Source organism: Stenotrophomonas maltophilia (assembly GCF_001274595.1).
Taxonomy (GTDB): domain Bacteria; phylum Pseudomonadota; class Gammaproteobacteria; order Xanthomonadales; family Xanthomonadaceae; genus Stenotrophomonas; species Stenotrophomonas forensis.
This window is the reverse complement of sequence record NZ_CP011010.1, coordinates 1486984-1501906: the sequence shown is the minus strand read 5'-3', so window position 1 is coordinate 1501906 and position 14923 is coordinate 1486984. Positions and strand designations below refer to the sequence as shown.

The window sequence follows — 14923 nt, the reverse complement described above, 5'->3', positions numbered from 1 at the left end:
CCTCAGGAGACCTGCGACTCGCCCGGCGACAGGGTCAGCACATCCACGCCGGTCTCGGTGACCGCGATCATGTGCTCCCACTGCGCCGACAGCTTGCGGTCCTTGGTCACCACGGTCCAGCCGTCCGGCAGCACCTTGTTGTAGCGGGTGCCCTCGTTGATCATCGGCTCGATGGTGAAGGTCATGCCCGGCTGCAGCACCAGGCCCTGGCCCGGGCGGCCGTAATGCACCACCTGCGGTTCGTCGTGGTAGACCTTGCCGATGCCGTGGCCGCAGTACTCGCGCACCACGCTGAAACGCTCGCCTTCGGCATAGCTCTGGATGGCATGGCCGATGTCGCCCAGGGTGGCGCCCGGACGCACCGCGCGGATGCCGCGCCACATGGCTTCGTAGGTGGTTTCCACCAGGCGGCGCGCCATCACCGACGGCGTGCCGACGAAGTACATGCGGCTGGTATCGCCGTGCCAGCCGTCCTTGATGACGGTGACGTCGATATTGACGATGTCGCCATCCTTGAGCACCTTTCCTTCACTGGGGATGCCGTGGCAGATGACGTTGTTGACCGAGGTGCACACGGTCTTGGGGAAGCCGCGGTAGCCAACGTTGGCCGGAATGGCGCCCTGCACGTTCACGATGTGGTCGTGGCAGATGCGGTCCAGTTCCTCGGTGGTGACACCGGGCTTGACGTGGGGGGTGACGATGTCGAGCACTTCGCTGGCCAGGCGGCCGGCGATGCGCATCATCTCGATTTCCTGCGGGGTTTTCAGATTCACGCTCATGGCGCCCATTATCGCTGATCCGGCCGCAATCTGAACGAACGCCACCCAACTGGCGATCCGGGCCATGCACGGTTCCGGCAAGGAAAGTGAAAGCGTGACGAACTCCGCCCTTTCGGGTCCCTATTTATCACGGATTACAGACACTTGCGCTGCCTAAGCTGGCCCCAGCGTCGTCAAAGCGGCACCGATCGTGCCGTCTTCGCCTTGTTCAACAGACCTTCGGGTCAGGGAGGTTGTCCATGCGATCCCCAGTTCGATCCCCGCTGGCCTGGACCCTGGCCGGGCTGCTGATGTCCAGCCCGGTGCTGGCCGCCGACACCACCACCTTCAACGTCACCCTGGTGGTCACCAAGGCCTGCACCATCACCGCCGCGGCGGCCACCAACGTGGATTTCGGCACCGCCGCCTCCACCACCGCCACGCCCACCCTGGGCCAGGGCACGGTGACCGCGCAGTGCTCGGCGCTGACCCCGTACACGATTTCGCTGAATGCGGGCGCCAACGCCAGTACCGCCAATGACGTCACCACCCGCCGGATGAAGAACACCAACGCCGCGGTGACCGCCAACAACTATGTCGGTTACCAGCTGTACCAGGATGCCGCGCACACGCTGGTGTGGGGGGCCACCACCGGCACCAACACCCAGGCCGGCATCGGCACTGGCCTGGCGGTGCCCTACATCGTCTACGGCCAGATCCTGAACCTGAGCACCAACAACCCGGCCACCGGTAACTACCTGGATACGGTCACCGCCACGATCACGTATTGATGGAGCACGCCCGCATGGCCGGATCCCGCCCGTGGCGCGCCACCGGCGTGGCGCTGCTCGCCCTCTGCCTGCTGGCAGCCTCCACGGCAGGCGCCACCAGCCTGCAGGTGGCCCCCACCAGCCTGCAGCTGGAAGCCCGCCAACGCGCCGGCGAGCTGTGGCTGACCAACAGCGGCACATCACCAGTGAAGCTGCAGGTGCGTGTGTTCCGCTGGGTCCAGCAGAACGGGCAGGAACAGCTGCTGCCCACCGATGAACTGGTCGCCACCCCGCCGATGCAGGAACTGGCGGCCGGACAGCAGCAGCTGGTGCGGGTGATGCGGCCCACCCGTGAGCCGCCGCCGGCCCAGCAGTACTACCGGCTGATCGTGGACGAGGTGCCGGACCTGTCCACCCGCACCGACGGCATGCAGTTCGTGCTGCGCTATTCGATCCCGGTATTCGTGCAACCGGCGTCGGGCAAGCTGGCCGCACGGCTGCAGGCCCGGCTGGTGCGGCTTGACGATGGCCGCGACGGCGTGGAGGTATCCAATTCCGGCGACAGCTACGCACAGATCGCCGACCTCGCGCTGGGCAGTGCCAAGCGCCCGCGCATCGTGCACCCCGGCCTGCTGGGCTACGTACTGCCCGGCCAGGTGATGCGCTGGCCGCTCGAACGCACGGCAATCGACCGCGAAAACGACCAGATCACGGCCAAGCTCAATGGCGAGTCGGAACAGACGCCACTGTCGCCACCACCGGCTCGCTGAGGCGTTGATGGGCGCGCTGCTTGCTGCCCTGGCTCCTGCGGCGACCGAAGCCGCCGATGTGTCCGGCGCAGGGGCCACCGGGGCTGCCGATGTATCCGGCGTGTCCGCCGATGCCATCCTGCCGCCGCCCACCCCGCTCACCGCCAGCCAGACGCTGTACCTGGACGTATCGCTCAACAGCACGCCACGCGGCCTGCTGCCATTCACCGACAATCGCGGCCGCCTGCAGGCCAGCCCCGAAGTGCTGCGCCAGCTTGGCTTCAATGCCAGCGGCGACGCGCCGGTGTACCTGGACCAGATCAGCGGCGCGGTGGTGCGCTATGACGCCCACATGCAGACCCTGGCACTGGACGTACCGCTGGACCAGCTGACCCTGCCGACCACCGTGCTCAGCCGCCCGCAGGCGCGCGCACCCGCTGGCAGTGCGTCGCCCGGCGTGCTGTTCAACTACGACGTGTATGGCAGCCGGGTGGATAAGCTCGGCAACCTCAGCCTGAGCTCGGAACTGCGCCTGTTCGGCATCGGCAACGGCACCTTCGAGAACACCGCGATCAGCCGTCGCTACCAGCAGCCAAGCGACCGCCGCTGGCGCGGCGAGAGCGTGCGCCTGGATACGCGCTGGAGCCTGGATTTCCCCGACCAGGCAATGACCCTGGAGGTTGGCGACTTCTACAGCGGCTTCGTCGACTGGACACGGCCGGTGCGCCTGGGCGGCCTGCAGATCGGCCGCAACTATGGCCTGCAGCCCTATCGCGTGCTGACCCCCACCCCCAGTTTCCTCGGCCAGGCGGTGGTGCCCTCCACGGTCGAGCTGTATGTCGATGGCCTGCGCCAATACAGTGGCCAGGTGCCGGTCGGCCCGTTCCAGCTGGCCGCGCAACCCGGCATCAGCGGTACCGGCAGCGCGCAGGTGGTGGTGACCGATGCGTTCGGCCGCATGCAGACGCTGGATTTCAGCTTCTATGGCACCCAGCAGCTGCTGGCCAAGGGGTTGTCGGACTGGTCGCTGGGCGTTGGCCATCTGCGCGAAGACTTCGGCCAGCGCTCGTTCGCCTACGACGACCGCACGGTTGCCAGCGCCAGCTGGCGCGGCGGCGTCAGCGATGCATTCACCGGCGAAGCACATGCCGAAGGCGGCGGTGGCCTGGCCCAGGCCGGCCTCGGCGGCTGGTGGCTGCTCGGCAGTGCCGGCGTGTTCAATGCCGCCTACGCGCACAGCGACTACCACGGCCTGCAGGGCGGGCAATGGGCGCTGGGCTACAGCTGGAACAACCGCCGCCTCAACGTCAACCTGCGCAGCGTGCGCAGCCACGGCGACTACCGCGATCTGGGCGCGCTGCAGGGCAACCTGCCGCCGAGCATCAGCGAACAGGCCACGGTCGGCATGGATCTGCTGCGGCTGGGCACGCTCAGCGCCAGCTACCTGCGCCTGCGCTATCCCGATGGCGAGGACAACCGCTACGCCAGCCTGTTCTGGTCGCGCACCTGGAGCCAGCGCTGGTCGGCCTACCTGTCGGTGAACCAGAACCTGGACCAGAGCGACGACCGCAGCATCTATCTGTCGGTCACCGCCAGTCTCGGCAACAACCGCCAGGCCAGCCTGTCCAGCCAGCGCAATGGCGACAGCCAGAGCTGGGTGGCCGACGTCACCCAGCCCGTGCCGGGCGATGGCAGTGCCGGCGGTGTCGGCTGGCGCGCCCAGGTCCGTCATGGCGAAGACGGCAATGGTGGCCTGGCCGAGGTCGGCATCCTCAACGACGTCGGCCGCTACTCGTTCGGTGCATCGCGCCAGGGCGGCCTCAACTATGCCTACGCCAGTGCCAGCGGCAGCCTGGTCTGGATGGGCGGGCACGCCTTCGCCACCCGCGAGGTCTCCGACGCGTTCGCGGTGATCAGCACCAACGGCGTCGGCGGCGTGCCGGTACGACTGGAGAACCGCCTGATCGGCGTCACCGATGATCGCGGCCTGCTGCTGGTCAGCCCGCTGCTGTCGTGGCAGCGCAACCGGGTCTCGATCGACACCCTCGACCTGCCCGAGGACATGCGCGCCGACCGCATCGAGGACTGGGTGACGCCGCGCCAGCGCGCGGGCACCCGGGTCACGTTCCAGCTGCGATCGCGGCCCTCGCTGAGCCTGACCCTGCTGGGCATGGACGGCCAACCACTGGAGGTCGGCAGCGAAGTGCAGCTGCCCGATGGCCGCCAGGCGACGGTTGGCTATGACGGCCTGCTCTACCTCGAGGATGTGGCCGCCGGCAGCATGCTGTACGTCACCACCAGCCGCGGCCAGTGCCGGCTGAAGGTGCCCGACCTGCCCAGGGTGGTGGCGTCCGGCGCCCGGCCGCAGCCGGCACCGCTGCACTGCATCCCGGAGGTGGCGCCATGAGAATGCTGCTGCTTGGCCTGCTGCTGGTGGCTGGGCTGCTGGCCGCGGCACCGGCGCGCGCCATCGCGGTCTGCACGGCCATCGCCGACCCGACACTGCCCTTCGGCAACGTCAACAGCAATGCGCCGGGCGCAACCACGGGCACGCTCAACATCACGGTGAACTGCACCACCTCCGCGCTGAGCCTGCTGGCCACCACCGGGGTGCGGGTGTGCGTGGGCATCGGTGCCGGCAGCGGTGGCGGCAGCAGCGCCAGCTGGCGGACGATGAAGACCGGCACCAGCGACAGCATGAATTTCCAGCTCTACAACACCTCCAACTTCAGCCAGGTGACCGGCTTGACCCCGCGCGGCACGCCGCCCGCGCAGGAACTGACCTTGACCTACAACGTGCCCCTGACCGGCGGCAACGGCACGCAGGCCACGCAGCTGTTCGCACAGATCCCGGCCAATCAGATCCTGGCCTCGGGCGCGTACAGCAGTACCTTCAGCGGCGCCAGCGTGGTCCTGACCTGGGCCTGGAACGAAGTGCTGCTCGGCACCGCCACCGTGCCGGCCACCTGCAATGGCGGCGCCACCGGCACCAACAGCGCCAGCGCCGCGTTCAGCTTCACCGCCACCGCCAACGTGCTGCCGCAGTGCGGCAGCTATGTCACCACCAACATGAACTTCGGCAACGTCACCGGCGGCATTCCCGCCAACATCGACCAGACCGCCACGCTGACCCTGACCTGCCTGAAGAACACCGCCTACCAGATCAGCCTGAACAACGGCCAGAACAACCCCGCCGCCACCAGCACGCGGCGCATGGCCACCACCCTTGGCACCGGCACCTACTACCTCACCTATGAGCTGTACCGCGATGCGGCGCGCAGCCTGCGCTGGGGCAACACCCTCAACGTTGATACCGTTGGCGGCACCGGAAGTGGCAGCGCGCAGCAGCTGACCATCTATGGCCGGGTGCCGCCGGTCACCGGCCAGCCCCCTGCCGGCACCTACAACGATCTGGTGCAGGTGACGATCACCTATTGACGCGCGTGCCGACCTGCGGTCGGCCCCCACCGGGCAGATGGCGCAGTCGAGCAAGCTCGACTCTACAGTTCCGGCCGATCCGGCCGATACCGCGCAACGAGTCTTTCGACACACGGGATGGCAGGTGGTTCGCGCATTTCTGACCGGGGCGATGCTGGTCGCCAGTACGGCCGCGTGGGCCGACCCCAGCAGCAGTGCCGTGCAGATCCGGCTGACCGTGGTCGAGGCCTGCAGCGGTGATACCGGCGGCGACCACTGCCCATCCCCGCATCAGCGCAGCGACGCACCGCGGCTGCCACCCCAGGTCCGCGACCTTGCTCCGCCGGCAGCGGACGACGACGCAGCACCTGCCGTGACCGTCATCTACTGATGCGCACGCTGCTGGCCCTGCTGGCGCTGCTGCTGGCGCCGTCGGCCGCGGCGCTGGACCTGCTGCCGACTACGCTGCAGCTGCCAGCCGAGGGCGGCCATACCGCGCTGTGGCTGTACAACCCCGGCCCGGGTCGCTGGCAGGGCCAGGTGAGGATCCTGGCCTGGGAGCAGCAGGCGGACGCCGAGCGACTGCGCCCCAGCGACCAGATCGTGGCCAGCCCGGTCCAGCTGGACCTGCCAGCGGGCGCCCGCCAGCGCATCTGGCTGCTGCCGCGCCTGCCGTCTCCCGCGGCCAGCGAACGGGCCTACCGGGTCGTGCTCGCGCCCAGCGCGCCTGGCCTGCCGCGCTACTCGCTGCCCCTGTTCCGGGGACATGCCGCGCCGCTGGCGCAGCCGCAGCTACGGTCCGAGGTCGACCCCGAACCGTCGCACCCCACCCTGCGACTGACCAACACGGGTACCCTGCACGCCCGCCTGCACGACCTCGCCTTCGTTGCCGACGATGGCCGGCGCCTCGTACTGCTGCCCGGCCTGGCCGGCTATGTGCTGGCAGGCCAGGAGCGCCATTGGGCCCTGCCCCCCCATGCCCACGGCTATGCCGGCGGCCATTTCCAGGCCCGCCTGCAGGACGGCCGCGTGGTCGAGCTATCCACGCCGGACCCGGCAATTGCAGCGAGCGCACCGGGCGGGCTATAATCGACCGGATTCCTGCCGCCTGCGTGCGCGGGACCCGTCCACACCGGACGTCACCGGTGAATCCACACCTGCTGCCCCCATCCGTGCCGGGGTGCTCCGCGAGGAGTTCGGCCACGGAGGCAACAGGGAAGCCCAACCCCGGAACCGATCGCGCTTCCACGCGTCCCGCACACCTATCCCCGCGGGCGGAATCGCTGGTTCCATATCAGGAGTATTGCAATGCCCCAGGTCACCATGCGTCAGATGCTGGAAGCCGGCGTCCACTTCGGCCACCAGACCCGCTACTGGAACCCGAAGATGGCTCCGTACATCTTCGGCGCCCGCGGCAAGATCCACATCATCAACCTGGAAAAGACCGTCCCGCTGTTCAACGACGCGATGAACTTCATCTCGTCGGTGGCCCAGAAGCGCGGCACCGTCCTGTTCCTGGGCACCAAGCGCAGCGCCCGCGAAACCATCAAGGAAGAAGCCGAGCGTTGCGGCATGCCGTTCATGAACCAGCGTTGGCTGGGCGGCACCCTGACCAACTTCCGTACCGTCAAGCAGTCGGTTGCCCGCCTGAAGGAATTGGAAGCCGGTGAAACCGACGGCACCTTCGAGAAGCTGGTCAAGCACGAAGTGCTGGGCCTGCGTCGCGAGCGCGACAAGCTGGAAGCCTCGCTGGGCGGCATCAAGGACATGAACCGCCTGCCGGACGCCATCTTCGTGATCGACATCGGCCACGAAGACATCGCGATCAAGGAAGCCAAGAAGCTGGGCATCCCGGTCATCGCCGTGGTCGACACCAACTACAACCCGGAACTGGTTGATTACGCCATCCCGGGCAACGACGACGCCATCCGCGCCGTGCAGCTGTACGCCCGCGCTGCGGCCGACGCCGTGCTGGAAGGCAAGGCTGCTGCTCCGCACGCCGCCTCGGTGCGTGAGGAAGAGTTCGCTGAAGCCGCTGCTGAAGGCGAAGACAAGCCGGCTCGCCGCGCTCCGGCGAAGAAGGCCGCCAAGAAGGGCGACGACGCCCAGGCCTGATCCAGGCCCCGGGGTGGACGCCCGGCGTCCACCCTCCCTGCGCGCAGCCCTTGGCGCGTGACAGGACCGTGTCACACGGGCCGGCCACCATGCCGGCCCAACCCCTTTCTTTCGTGAGGTAATCCCGTGGAAATCACTGCTTCCCTGGTCAAGGAACTGCGCGAGCGCACCGGCGCCGGCATGATGGAATGCAAGAAGGCGCTCACCGAAGCCAACGGCGACATCAACGCCGCTGCTGAAGCCATGCGCAAGTCCGGCGCTGCCAAGGCCGACAAGAAGGCTGACCGCGTGGCTGCCGAAGGCCGTCTGGGCCTGGCCCAGGATGGCGGCAAGGCCGTGCTGGTCGAAGTCAACTCGGAAACCGACTTCGTCGCCAACGACGACAACTTCAAGTCCTTCGTCAACGCCGTCGCCGCTGCTGCCCTGGCATCGGGCGCCAACGACGTCGAAGCCGTGAAGGCTGCCAAGCTGGCCGACGGCCGCACCGTTGAAGAAGCCCGCGCCACCGCCGTGCAGACCCTGGGTGAGAACATCCAGATCCGTCGCATGGTGAAGGTGGATGGCAACAACACCATCGGCGCCTACGTCCACACCAACGGCAAGGTCGGCGTGCTGGTCGACCTGGTCGGCGGCGACGTCGAGCTGGCCCGTGGCCTGGCCATGCACGTGGCCGCGCTGAAGCCGCCGCACAACAAGGCTGCCGATGTGCCGGCCGAGTTCGTCGAGAAGGAAAAGGAAATCGAACTGGCGAAGATGTCCGAGAAGGACAAGTCCAAGCCGGCCGACATCCTGGAAAAGATCATCAGCGGCAAGATCAACAAGATCGTCAGCGACGTGACCCTGTACGGCCAGACCTACGTGCTGGGCGATACCACCGTCGAGCAGGTGGTCAAGGCCGCCGGCGCCGACGTGGCGGGCTTCAAGCTGCTGATCGTGGGCGAAGGCATCGAGAAGGTGGTGGAAGACTACGCCGCCGAAGTCGCCAAGGCGATGCAGGTCTGATTCCAGCCCTCCGGCTGTGAAGCGACCAGAAGAGCCGCGGGAAACCGCGGCTCTTTTTTTATGCCCACTGCACCCGTGGGTGCGCACCGTTGGTGCGCACACCGACACCGGCGCCCAGGGACCTTTGCGTTGCGCACCAATCAAGCCGATACTCGGCGCAGGGAAACCGCAGTCATTTAGCAGGAACGAAAATTGCGGACTGTGATGCATTCCTAGGTATTCTTGTCCCAATGGAATTGAACGACCCGACATGCCTCCCGAGCTGACAGCTGCCCTGGCGCTCTGCCGCAACCTGCCTTCGCCACCCGGTATTGCCCTGCGCATCATCGAACTGGCCCAGGACCCGGAAGCGGACATCGCCACCGCCGCCGACATCATCGCCATCGACATGGCGTTGAGCGCTCGCATGCTGCGCATCGCCAATTCCCCCCTGTACGCCAGCCGGCGCCGGATCGAGAACCTCGGCCAGGCGCTGACCATGCTCGGCCTGAACGCCACGATCAGCCTGGCCCTCGGCTTCACCGTCACCCAGGGCCTGACCGGCGGCAGTGGCGAGGATCACGACCTGCGCCAGCGCGCCTGGAAGCGCAGCATCCTCAGCGCCCTGGCCGCCAGCCAACTGGGACAGGCCCGCGGCCTGCGCCGCCTGGAAGAACTGATGCTGGCCGGCCTGCTGCAGGACCTGGGCGTGCTGTGCCTGGCCCAGGCCGAATCGGAACGCTACCTGCCCCTGCTGCGCGAAGCGCGCGACAACACCGACCTGGTCGCGCGCGAGCGCGAGGAACTGGGCTGCAGCCATGCCGACGTCGGCGCCTGGGTGGCCGAGCAATGGGGCCTGCCGCGCTATCTGGTGGAGAGCATCAGCCACAGCGAGGACCAGGACGCGGTCGAATCGCCCTTCCAGGCCTGCGTGCAACTGTCCGGCGCCGTCGCCGACATCTGGCTGGACGAGGATGCCGACACCGCCCGCGAACGCGCCCTGCAGCAGGTGCACGACCAGCTGGAACTGGACAGCGCCCGCTTCGACCAGGTGCTCGCCCGCATCAGCGAGGCCCTGCCGGACATCGCCAGCCTGTTCGAGGCTGGGCTGAACTCGCCTTCGCGTGTGCGTGAACTGATCGACCACGCACAGGAGCTGGCCACCCTGCGCAACCTGCGCGAACTGCAGGATGCCGACCAGGCGCGCCGCCGCGCCGACGAATTCGAAGCCCGGGCCAAGCGCCTGGCCGACCAGGCCCATCGCGACGCGCTGACCGGCGTGCTCAACCGCCGCCAGCTGGAAGCGGTGCTCGAGCAGGAGTTCCTGCGTGCCGGCCGCCAGGGCTGGCCGCTGTCGGTGGCGTTCATCGACCTGGACGATTTCAAGAAGATCAACGACGCGCATGGCCACCTGACCGGTGATGAGGTGCTGCGCGCCTTCGCCGGCAAGCTGCAGGGCCAACTGCGCAACAGCGACACCGTGGCCCGTTTCGGTGGCGAGGAATTCGTCGCACTGCTGCCCAATACCAGCGAAACCGTGGCACTGGACGTGATCCGCCGGGTGCTGGCCAACATCGTCGCCACGCCGATGGCCGAGCTGGAAGGCGGCCCGCTGTTCGTCACCTTCTCGGCCGGCGTGGCCACCCAGGGCGGCTACGAGCGCTTCGCCGACGTGCAGGACCTGCTGCGCGCGGCGGACGACGTCCTGTACCGATCCAAGAATCTCGGCCGCAACCGGGTGATCGCCCGCTCCCCTGGCGCTCTTGGCCACGACGAGCTGTCGGCGACCGCTGGCGCCGAGCTGGGCTGAACGGGGAGCCCCGGCTGGCCGGGGCAAACGCCGGAATTTTGCGCCGCAGTGCACAAAACACTTTGGCAGGACGCTGCATGCGCGTAGAATCGCCCGCGATTTCCACGCACCCGAGGTCCCCATGTCCAAGCTCGCCTATCGCCGCATCCTTCTGAAACTGTCCGGGGAGGCGCTGATGGGAGATGAGGACTACGGCATCGACCCGAAGATCATCAACCGCCTGGCCCGCGAGGTCATCGAAGCCCAGCAGGCCGGTGCCGAAGTGGCCCTGGTGATCGGCGGCGGCAACATCTTCCGCGGTGCCGGCCTGGCCGCTGGCGGCATGGACCGGGTCACCGGCGACCAGATGGGCATGCTGGCCACGGTCATCAACGCCCTGGCCATGCAGGACGCCCTGGAGAAGCTGGGCGCCAAGGCCCGCGTGATGAGCGCGATCAAGATCAACGACGTGTGCGAGGACTACATCCGCCGCCGCGCCATCCGCCACCTGGAAAAGGGCCGCCTGGTGATCTTCGCCGCCGGCGTCGGCAGCCCGTTCTTCACCACCGATTCCGGCGCCGCCCTGCGCGCGATCGAGATCGGCGCCGACCTGCTGCTGAAGGCCACCAAGGTCGACGGCGTGTACGACAAGGACCCGAACAAGCACAGCGACGCGGTGCGCTTCGACAGCCTGAGCTACGACGAAGTGATCCGCCGCGGCCTGGAAGTGATGGATACCGCCGCGTTCGCCCTGGCCCGTGACAGCGACCTGCCGATGCGCGTGTTCGACATGGGCCAGCCGGGCGAGCTGCTGAAGATCCTCAACGGCGAGAACATCGGCACCCTGGTCCAGGGCCGCGATCAGGCCTGAGCCTGAGCGCGAGGCGACAACCGGGCCGATCCAGGCCCGGCAGCGTCCCGTATTCGCCTATAATCGCCCGATTCCAGATACATCCAGGACCGGGCGATGCTCAACGACATCAAGAACAACGCGCAGACGCGCATGGCCAAGAGCATCGACGCTCTGAAGCACACCCTCACCTCCATCCGCACCGGGCGTGCCACTCCCGCCCTGCTGGACCGCGTGACGGTGAATGCCTATGGCAATGCCAGCACCCCGCTGAACCAGGTCGCCTCGATCTCCAACGCCGATGCCCACTCGCTGCTGGTCACGCCCTTCGACAAGAGCATGATCAAGGAAATCGAGAAGGGGCTGTACAACCACGAGTTCACCCCGAACACGCTGGGCGCCGCGATCCGCATCAACATGCCGCCGCCGACCGAAGAGCGCCGCAAGGAGCTGGCCAAGCAGGTGCAGAAGGAAGGTGAAGGCGCCAAGATCGCGATCCGCAACATCCGTCAGGACGCGAACAAGGAAATCGCCAAGCTGGTCAAGGACAAGGCGATCAGCGAAGACGAGAAGAAGCGCGGCGAAGACGACATCCAGAAGCTGACCGACGCCAACATCAAGGACGTCGACAAGGTCGTCGCCGACAAGGAAAAAGAACTGCTGTCGGTCTGAAGTCGATGCCTTCAGTCCCGCCTCCGTTGCCGGCTGCCCTGCCCCGCCACGTTGCCATCATCATGGATGGCAACGGCCGTTGGGCGCAGCAGCGCCGCCGCCCGCGCGTGATCGGCCACCGTGCCGGCGCGCGCGCGGTCAACCGCACCATCGAGCGCTGCCTTGAACTGGGCATTCCCGCGCTGACCCTGTTCGCGTTCTCCAGCGAGAACTGGGGCCGGCCGCAGGAAGAAGTCGATGCGTTGATGAAGCTGTTCCTCGGCGCGCTCGACCGCGAAGTGGACGAGCTGCATCGGCGTGGCGTGCGCGTGCGCTTCATTGGCGAACGCGAGCGCTTCGGTGCCGGCCTGGTCAGCCGCATGCAGCTGGCCGAGCAGCGCACCGCTGACAACACCACCCTGACCCTGTCGATCGCCGCCAGCTATGGTGGCCGCCAGGATATCGCCCGTGCCGCGCGCGCCCTGGCCGTGGAAGTGGCTGCGGGCCGCCTGCTGCCCGAACAGATCGACGAATCGCTGCTGGGCAGCCAGGTGGCCCTGGCCGACCTGCCGGCCCCGGACCTGTTCATCCGCACCGGCGGCGATACCCGCATCAGCAATTTCCTGCTGTGGCAGCTGGCGTACACCGAGCTGTGGTTCACCGAGGCCCTGTGGCCGGACTTCGATGCCGAACTGCTGCAGCAGGCGCTGGACGCCTATGCCAGCCGCGAGCGTCGTTTCGGTCTGACCAGCGCCCAGATCGCCGCACTGGCCACCGAGACCTCCAGCCCATGACCAAGACCCGAGTACTCGCCGCGCTGATCATGGCGCCGGTGGCCATTGCCGCGATCCTGCTGCTGCCGACGCAATGGCTGGCCGCAGCCGCTGCCGCCGTGCTGCTGATCGGCCTGTGGGAGTGGCTGAAGCTGGCCGGCATCGAAGACACCCTGGCGCGCACCGTGCTGCTGGTGCTGAACCTGCTGCTGATGGTGCTGCTGGTGTGGGCCGATGGCAGCACGCTGGTGCTGTTCCAGATCACGACACTGGCCGGTGTCGCCTGGTGGCTGGCCGCGCTGGTCTGGCTGCGCTTCTTCAACTTCGGCGCACAGCCGACGGCGCCCTCGCGGATCGTGAAGATGCTGGCCGGCACCCTGGCCATCGTGCCGGCCTGGGCCGCACTGGTGCTGATCCATGCCGGCGGCGATCCGCCGGGCAAGCAGGGCCACCTGTGGCTGCTGGCCGCGCTGGCGCTGGTGTGGGCAGCCGATTCGGGCGCCTATTTCGCCGGCCGGCGCTTCGGCAAGCACAAGCTGGCCCCGCGCATCAGCCCCAACAAGACCTGGGAAGGCCTGTTCGGCGGCCTGCTGGCCGGTGTTGCCGTGGCCGTGGGCCTGGGCTGGTTGGCGGGCATCGACGTCGCGCACCTGCCGGGCCTGCTGATCACCTCGGTGGTGGCGGTGTTCGCATCGGTGCTGGGCGATCTGTTCGAAAGCCTGATCAAGCGCCACGCCGGTGCCAAGGACTCCGGTCACCTGATTCCGGGCCATGGCGGCGTGCTCGACCGTGTCGACGGCGTCCTCGCCGCCGTTCCGGTGTTCGCGCTGGGCAAGGAAATCTTCGGGTTCTGACCATGAATGCTGCTGCAGACCTGCGCCGGGTCGCCGTTCTCGGCGCCACCGGCTCGATCGGTGCCTCCACGCTGGACGTGATCGCCCGCCACCCGCAGCGCTACCGGGCGACCGTGCTGGCTGCCGGCCGCCAGCTGCAGGCCTTGCTGGCGCTGTGCCGCCAGCACGAACCCGAGCACGCGGTGATCGCTGACGAGTCGCTGTTCGCCGGGCTGCGCGATGGCCTGCGCGAGGCAGGGCTGTCCACCGAGGCCCATGCGGGTGCCGCCGCACTGGACCAGCTGGCCGCCAGCGATGCCTGCGACACCGTGGTCGCGGCCATCGTCGGCGCCGCCGGGCTGTCCTCGACCCTGGCCGCCGCAGCGGCCGGCAAGCGCATCCTGCTGGCCAACAAGGAGTCGCTGGTGCTGGCCGGCGAGCTGCTGACCCGCACCGCCGAACGTGCCGGCGCCGAAATCATCCCGATCGACAGCGAACACAGCGCGATCTTCCAGTGCCTGCGCTCGCGCGATGCCAGCATCGATGGCGCCGGCGTACGCCGGATCCTGCTGACCGCCTCCGGCGGCCCGTTCCGTGGCCGCAGCCGTGCCGAGCTGGCCCAGGTCACCCCGGCGCAGGCGGTGGCACACCCGAAGTGGTCGATGGGGCCGAAGATCTCGGTCGATTCGGCGACGTTGATGAACAAGGGCCTGGAAGTCATCGAGGCGCATCACCTGTTCGCGGTGCCCGGCGAGCGCATCGAGGTGCTGGTGCATCCGCAGAGCCTGGTGCATTCGCTGGTCGAGTTCGTGGACGGCTCAACCCTGGCGCAGATGGGCCTGCCGGACATGCGCACCACGCTTGCGGTCGGCCTCGGCTGGCCGCAGCGCATCGAGTCTGGCGTGGCCGGGCTGGATCTGCTGGCCCAGGGCCGGCTGGATTTCGAGGCCCCGGACACCGACGCGTTCCCCTGCCTGGCCCTGGCCTGGCAGGCGATGCAGGCGGGCGGAACCGCACCGGCGGTGCTGAACGCTGCCAATGAAGAGGCGGTTTCAGCGTTTCTTCAGGGCCGGATCGGTTTCCTGACCATCCCGGAGCTGGTTGCTAACGCTCTTTCAACACTGCCGACCCAAGCAGCCGATACACTGGAGGTCCTGTTGTCCGCCGACCAGCGGGCACGCCAGCTGACCCTGAACGCCATCGACGCCGCCTGAACGATTGCCTCGCCCCGCATGAC

15 protein-coding genes are annotated in these 14923 nt (G+C 67.9%); 14 read left to right on the top strand and 1 reads right to left on the bottom strand.

The features are described 5' to 3' along the window. Positions 1-2 precede the first annotated feature (2 nt). Complete coding sequence (map, locus tag VN11_RS06915) at positions 3-788, bottom strand: type I methionyl aminopeptidase (RefSeq protein ID WP_006427380.1); 786 nt, start codon at positions 786-788, stop codon at positions 3-5. Between the two features lie 230 nt (positions 789-1018). On the opposite strand from map, the gene VN11_RS06910 reads away from it, so the two are divergent. The 14 genes from VN11_RS06910 to VN11_RS06845 all read left to right on the top strand — a co-directional run bounded on the left by VN11_RS06910 (position 1019) and on the right by VN11_RS06845 (position 14900). Continuing rightward, complete coding sequence (locus VN11_RS06910; protein WP_053449221.1) at positions 1019-1549, top strand: Csu type fimbrial protein; 531 nt, start codon at positions 1019-1021, stop codon at positions 1547-1549. Next, positions 1549-2298: a fimbrial biogenesis chaperone gene (locus VN11_RS06905; protein WP_053449220.1), complete on the top strand. Its 750-nt coding sequence runs from the start codon at positions 1549-1551 to the stop codon at positions 2296-2298. Before VN11_RS06910 ends, VN11_RS06905 begins: the two co-directional genes overlap by 1 nt. 7 nt (positions 2299-2305) lie before the next feature. Beyond that, on the top strand, positions 2306-4684 hold the full coding sequence (locus VN11_RS06900) for a fimbria/pilus outer membrane usher protein (RefSeq protein WP_053449219.1): 2379 nt from the start codon (positions 2306-2308) through the stop codon (positions 4682-4684). Then, positions 4681-5715, top strand: a complete 1035-nt coding sequence (locus VN11_RS06895; protein WP_053449218.1) for a Csu type fimbrial protein — start codon at positions 4681-4683, stop codon at positions 5713-5715. The genes VN11_RS06900 and VN11_RS06895 overlap by 4 nt, the downstream gene beginning before the upstream one ends. A gap of 151 nt (positions 5716-5866) precedes the next feature. Beyond that, the gene (locus VN11_RS06890) at positions 5867-6085 is read left to right on the top strand and encodes a hypothetical protein (RefSeq protein ID WP_053449217.1); all 219 of its coding nucleotides are present in this window, start codon (positions 5867-5869) and stop codon (positions 6083-6085) included. Then, a complete protein-coding gene (locus VN11_RS06885) occupies positions 6085-6783 on the top strand; it encodes a fimbrial biogenesis chaperone (protein ID WP_053449216.1) in 699 nt (232 codons plus the stop codon). The genes VN11_RS06890 and VN11_RS06885 overlap by 1 nt, the downstream gene beginning before the upstream one ends. A gap of 219 nt (positions 6784-7002) precedes the next feature. Then, the gene (gene rpsB, locus VN11_RS06880; RefSeq protein ID WP_006427162.1) at positions 7003-7809 is read left to right on the top strand and encodes a 30S ribosomal protein S2; all 807 of its coding nucleotides are present in this window, start codon (positions 7003-7005) and stop codon (positions 7807-7809) included. 126 nt (positions 7810-7935) lie between these two features. After that, positions 7936-8811, top strand: coding sequence for a translation elongation factor Ts (gene tsf / locus VN11_RS06875; protein ID WP_006427160.1), 876 nt, complete (start codon positions 7936-7938; stop codon positions 8809-8811). 250 nt (positions 8812-9061) lie between these two features. Beyond that, a complete protein-coding gene (locus tag VN11_RS06870; protein WP_053449215.1) occupies positions 9062-10600 on the top strand; it encodes a sensor domain-containing diguanylate cyclase in 1539 nt (512 codons plus the stop codon). 121 nt (positions 10601-10721) lie between these two features. Beyond that, positions 10722-11450, top strand: a complete 729-nt coding sequence (gene pyrH, locus VN11_RS06865) for a UMP kinase (RefSeq protein WP_006427124.1) — start codon at positions 10722-10724, stop codon at positions 11448-11450. A gap of 96 nt (positions 11451-11546) precedes the next feature. After that, entirely contained in the window at positions 11547-12101 is a 555-nt protein-coding gene (gene frr / locus VN11_RS06860; RefSeq protein ID WP_053449214.1) for a ribosome recycling factor, read from the top strand. A 5-nt stretch (positions 12102-12106) separates the two neighbouring features. Then, the gene (uppS, locus tag VN11_RS06855; RefSeq protein ID WP_049456922.1) at positions 12107-12874 is read left to right on the top strand and encodes a polyprenyl diphosphate synthase; all 768 of its coding nucleotides are present in this window, start codon (positions 12107-12109) and stop codon (positions 12872-12874) included. Further along, the gene (locus VN11_RS06850; protein WP_053449213.1) at positions 12871-13707 is read left to right on the top strand and encodes a phosphatidate cytidylyltransferase; all 837 of its coding nucleotides are present in this window, start codon (positions 12871-12873) and stop codon (positions 13705-13707) included. Before uppS ends, VN11_RS06850 begins: the two co-directional genes overlap by 4 nt. Before the next feature lie 2 nt (positions 13708-13709). Next, entirely contained in the window at positions 13710-14900 is a 1191-nt protein-coding gene (locus VN11_RS06845) for a 1-deoxy-D-xylulose-5-phosphate reductoisomerase (protein ID WP_053449212.1), read from the top strand. The last annotated feature ends 23 nt before the right edge of the window (positions 14901-14923 follow it).

Bases quoted from the DNA above. Each gene is read 5' to 3' on its own strand.
- VN11_RS06890 (WP_053449217.1), top strand. From the start codon at position 5,867: ATGCTGGTCGCCAGTACGGCCGCGTGGGCCGACCCCAGCAGCAGTGCC.
- uppS (WP_049456922.1), top strand. From the start codon at position 12,107: ATGCCTTCAGTCCCGCCTCCGTTGCCGGCTGCCCTGCCCCGCCACGTT.
- map (WP_006427380.1), bottom strand. From the start codon at position 788: ATGGGCGCCATGAGCGTGAATCTGAAAACCCCGCAGGAAATCGAGATG.
- VN11_RS06910 (WP_053449221.1), top strand. From the start codon at position 1,019: ATGCGATCCCCAGTTCGATCCCCGCTGGCCTGGACCCTGGCCGGGCTG.
- VN11_RS06885 (WP_053449216.1), top strand. From the start codon at position 6,085: ATGCGCACGCTGCTGGCCCTGCTGGCGCTGCTGCTGGCGCCGTCGGCC.
- VN11_RS06845 (WP_053449212.1), top strand. From the start codon at position 13,710: ATGAATGCTGCTGCAGACCTGCGCCGGGTCGCCGTTCTCGGCGCCACC.
- VN11_RS06895 (WP_053449218.1), top strand. From the start codon at position 4,681: ATGAGAATGCTGCTGCTTGGCCTGCTGCTGGTGGCTGGGCTGCTGGCC.
- rpsB (WP_006427162.1), top strand. From the start codon at position 7,003: ATGCCCCAGGTCACCATGCGTCAGATGCTGGAAGCCGGCGTCCACTTC.
- VN11_RS06850 (WP_053449213.1), top strand. From the start codon at position 12,871: ATGACCAAGACCCGAGTACTCGCCGCGCTGATCATGGCGCCGGTGGCC.
- pyrH (WP_006427124.1), top strand. From the start codon at position 10,722: ATGTCCAAGCTCGCCTATCGCCGCATCCTTCTGAAACTGTCCGGGGAG.
- VN11_RS06900 (WP_053449219.1), top strand. From the start codon at position 2,306: ATGGGCGCGCTGCTTGCTGCCCTGGCTCCTGCGGCGACCGAAGCCGCC.
- VN11_RS06905 (WP_053449220.1), top strand. From the start codon at position 1,549: ATGGAGCACGCCCGCATGGCCGGATCCCGCCCGTGGCGCGCCACCGGC.
- VN11_RS06870 (WP_053449215.1), top strand. From the start codon at position 9,062: ATGCCTCCCGAGCTGACAGCTGCCCTGGCGCTCTGCCGCAACCTGCCT.
- frr (WP_053449214.1), top strand. From the start codon at position 11,547: ATGCTCAACGACATCAAGAACAACGCGCAGACGCGCATGGCCAAGAGC.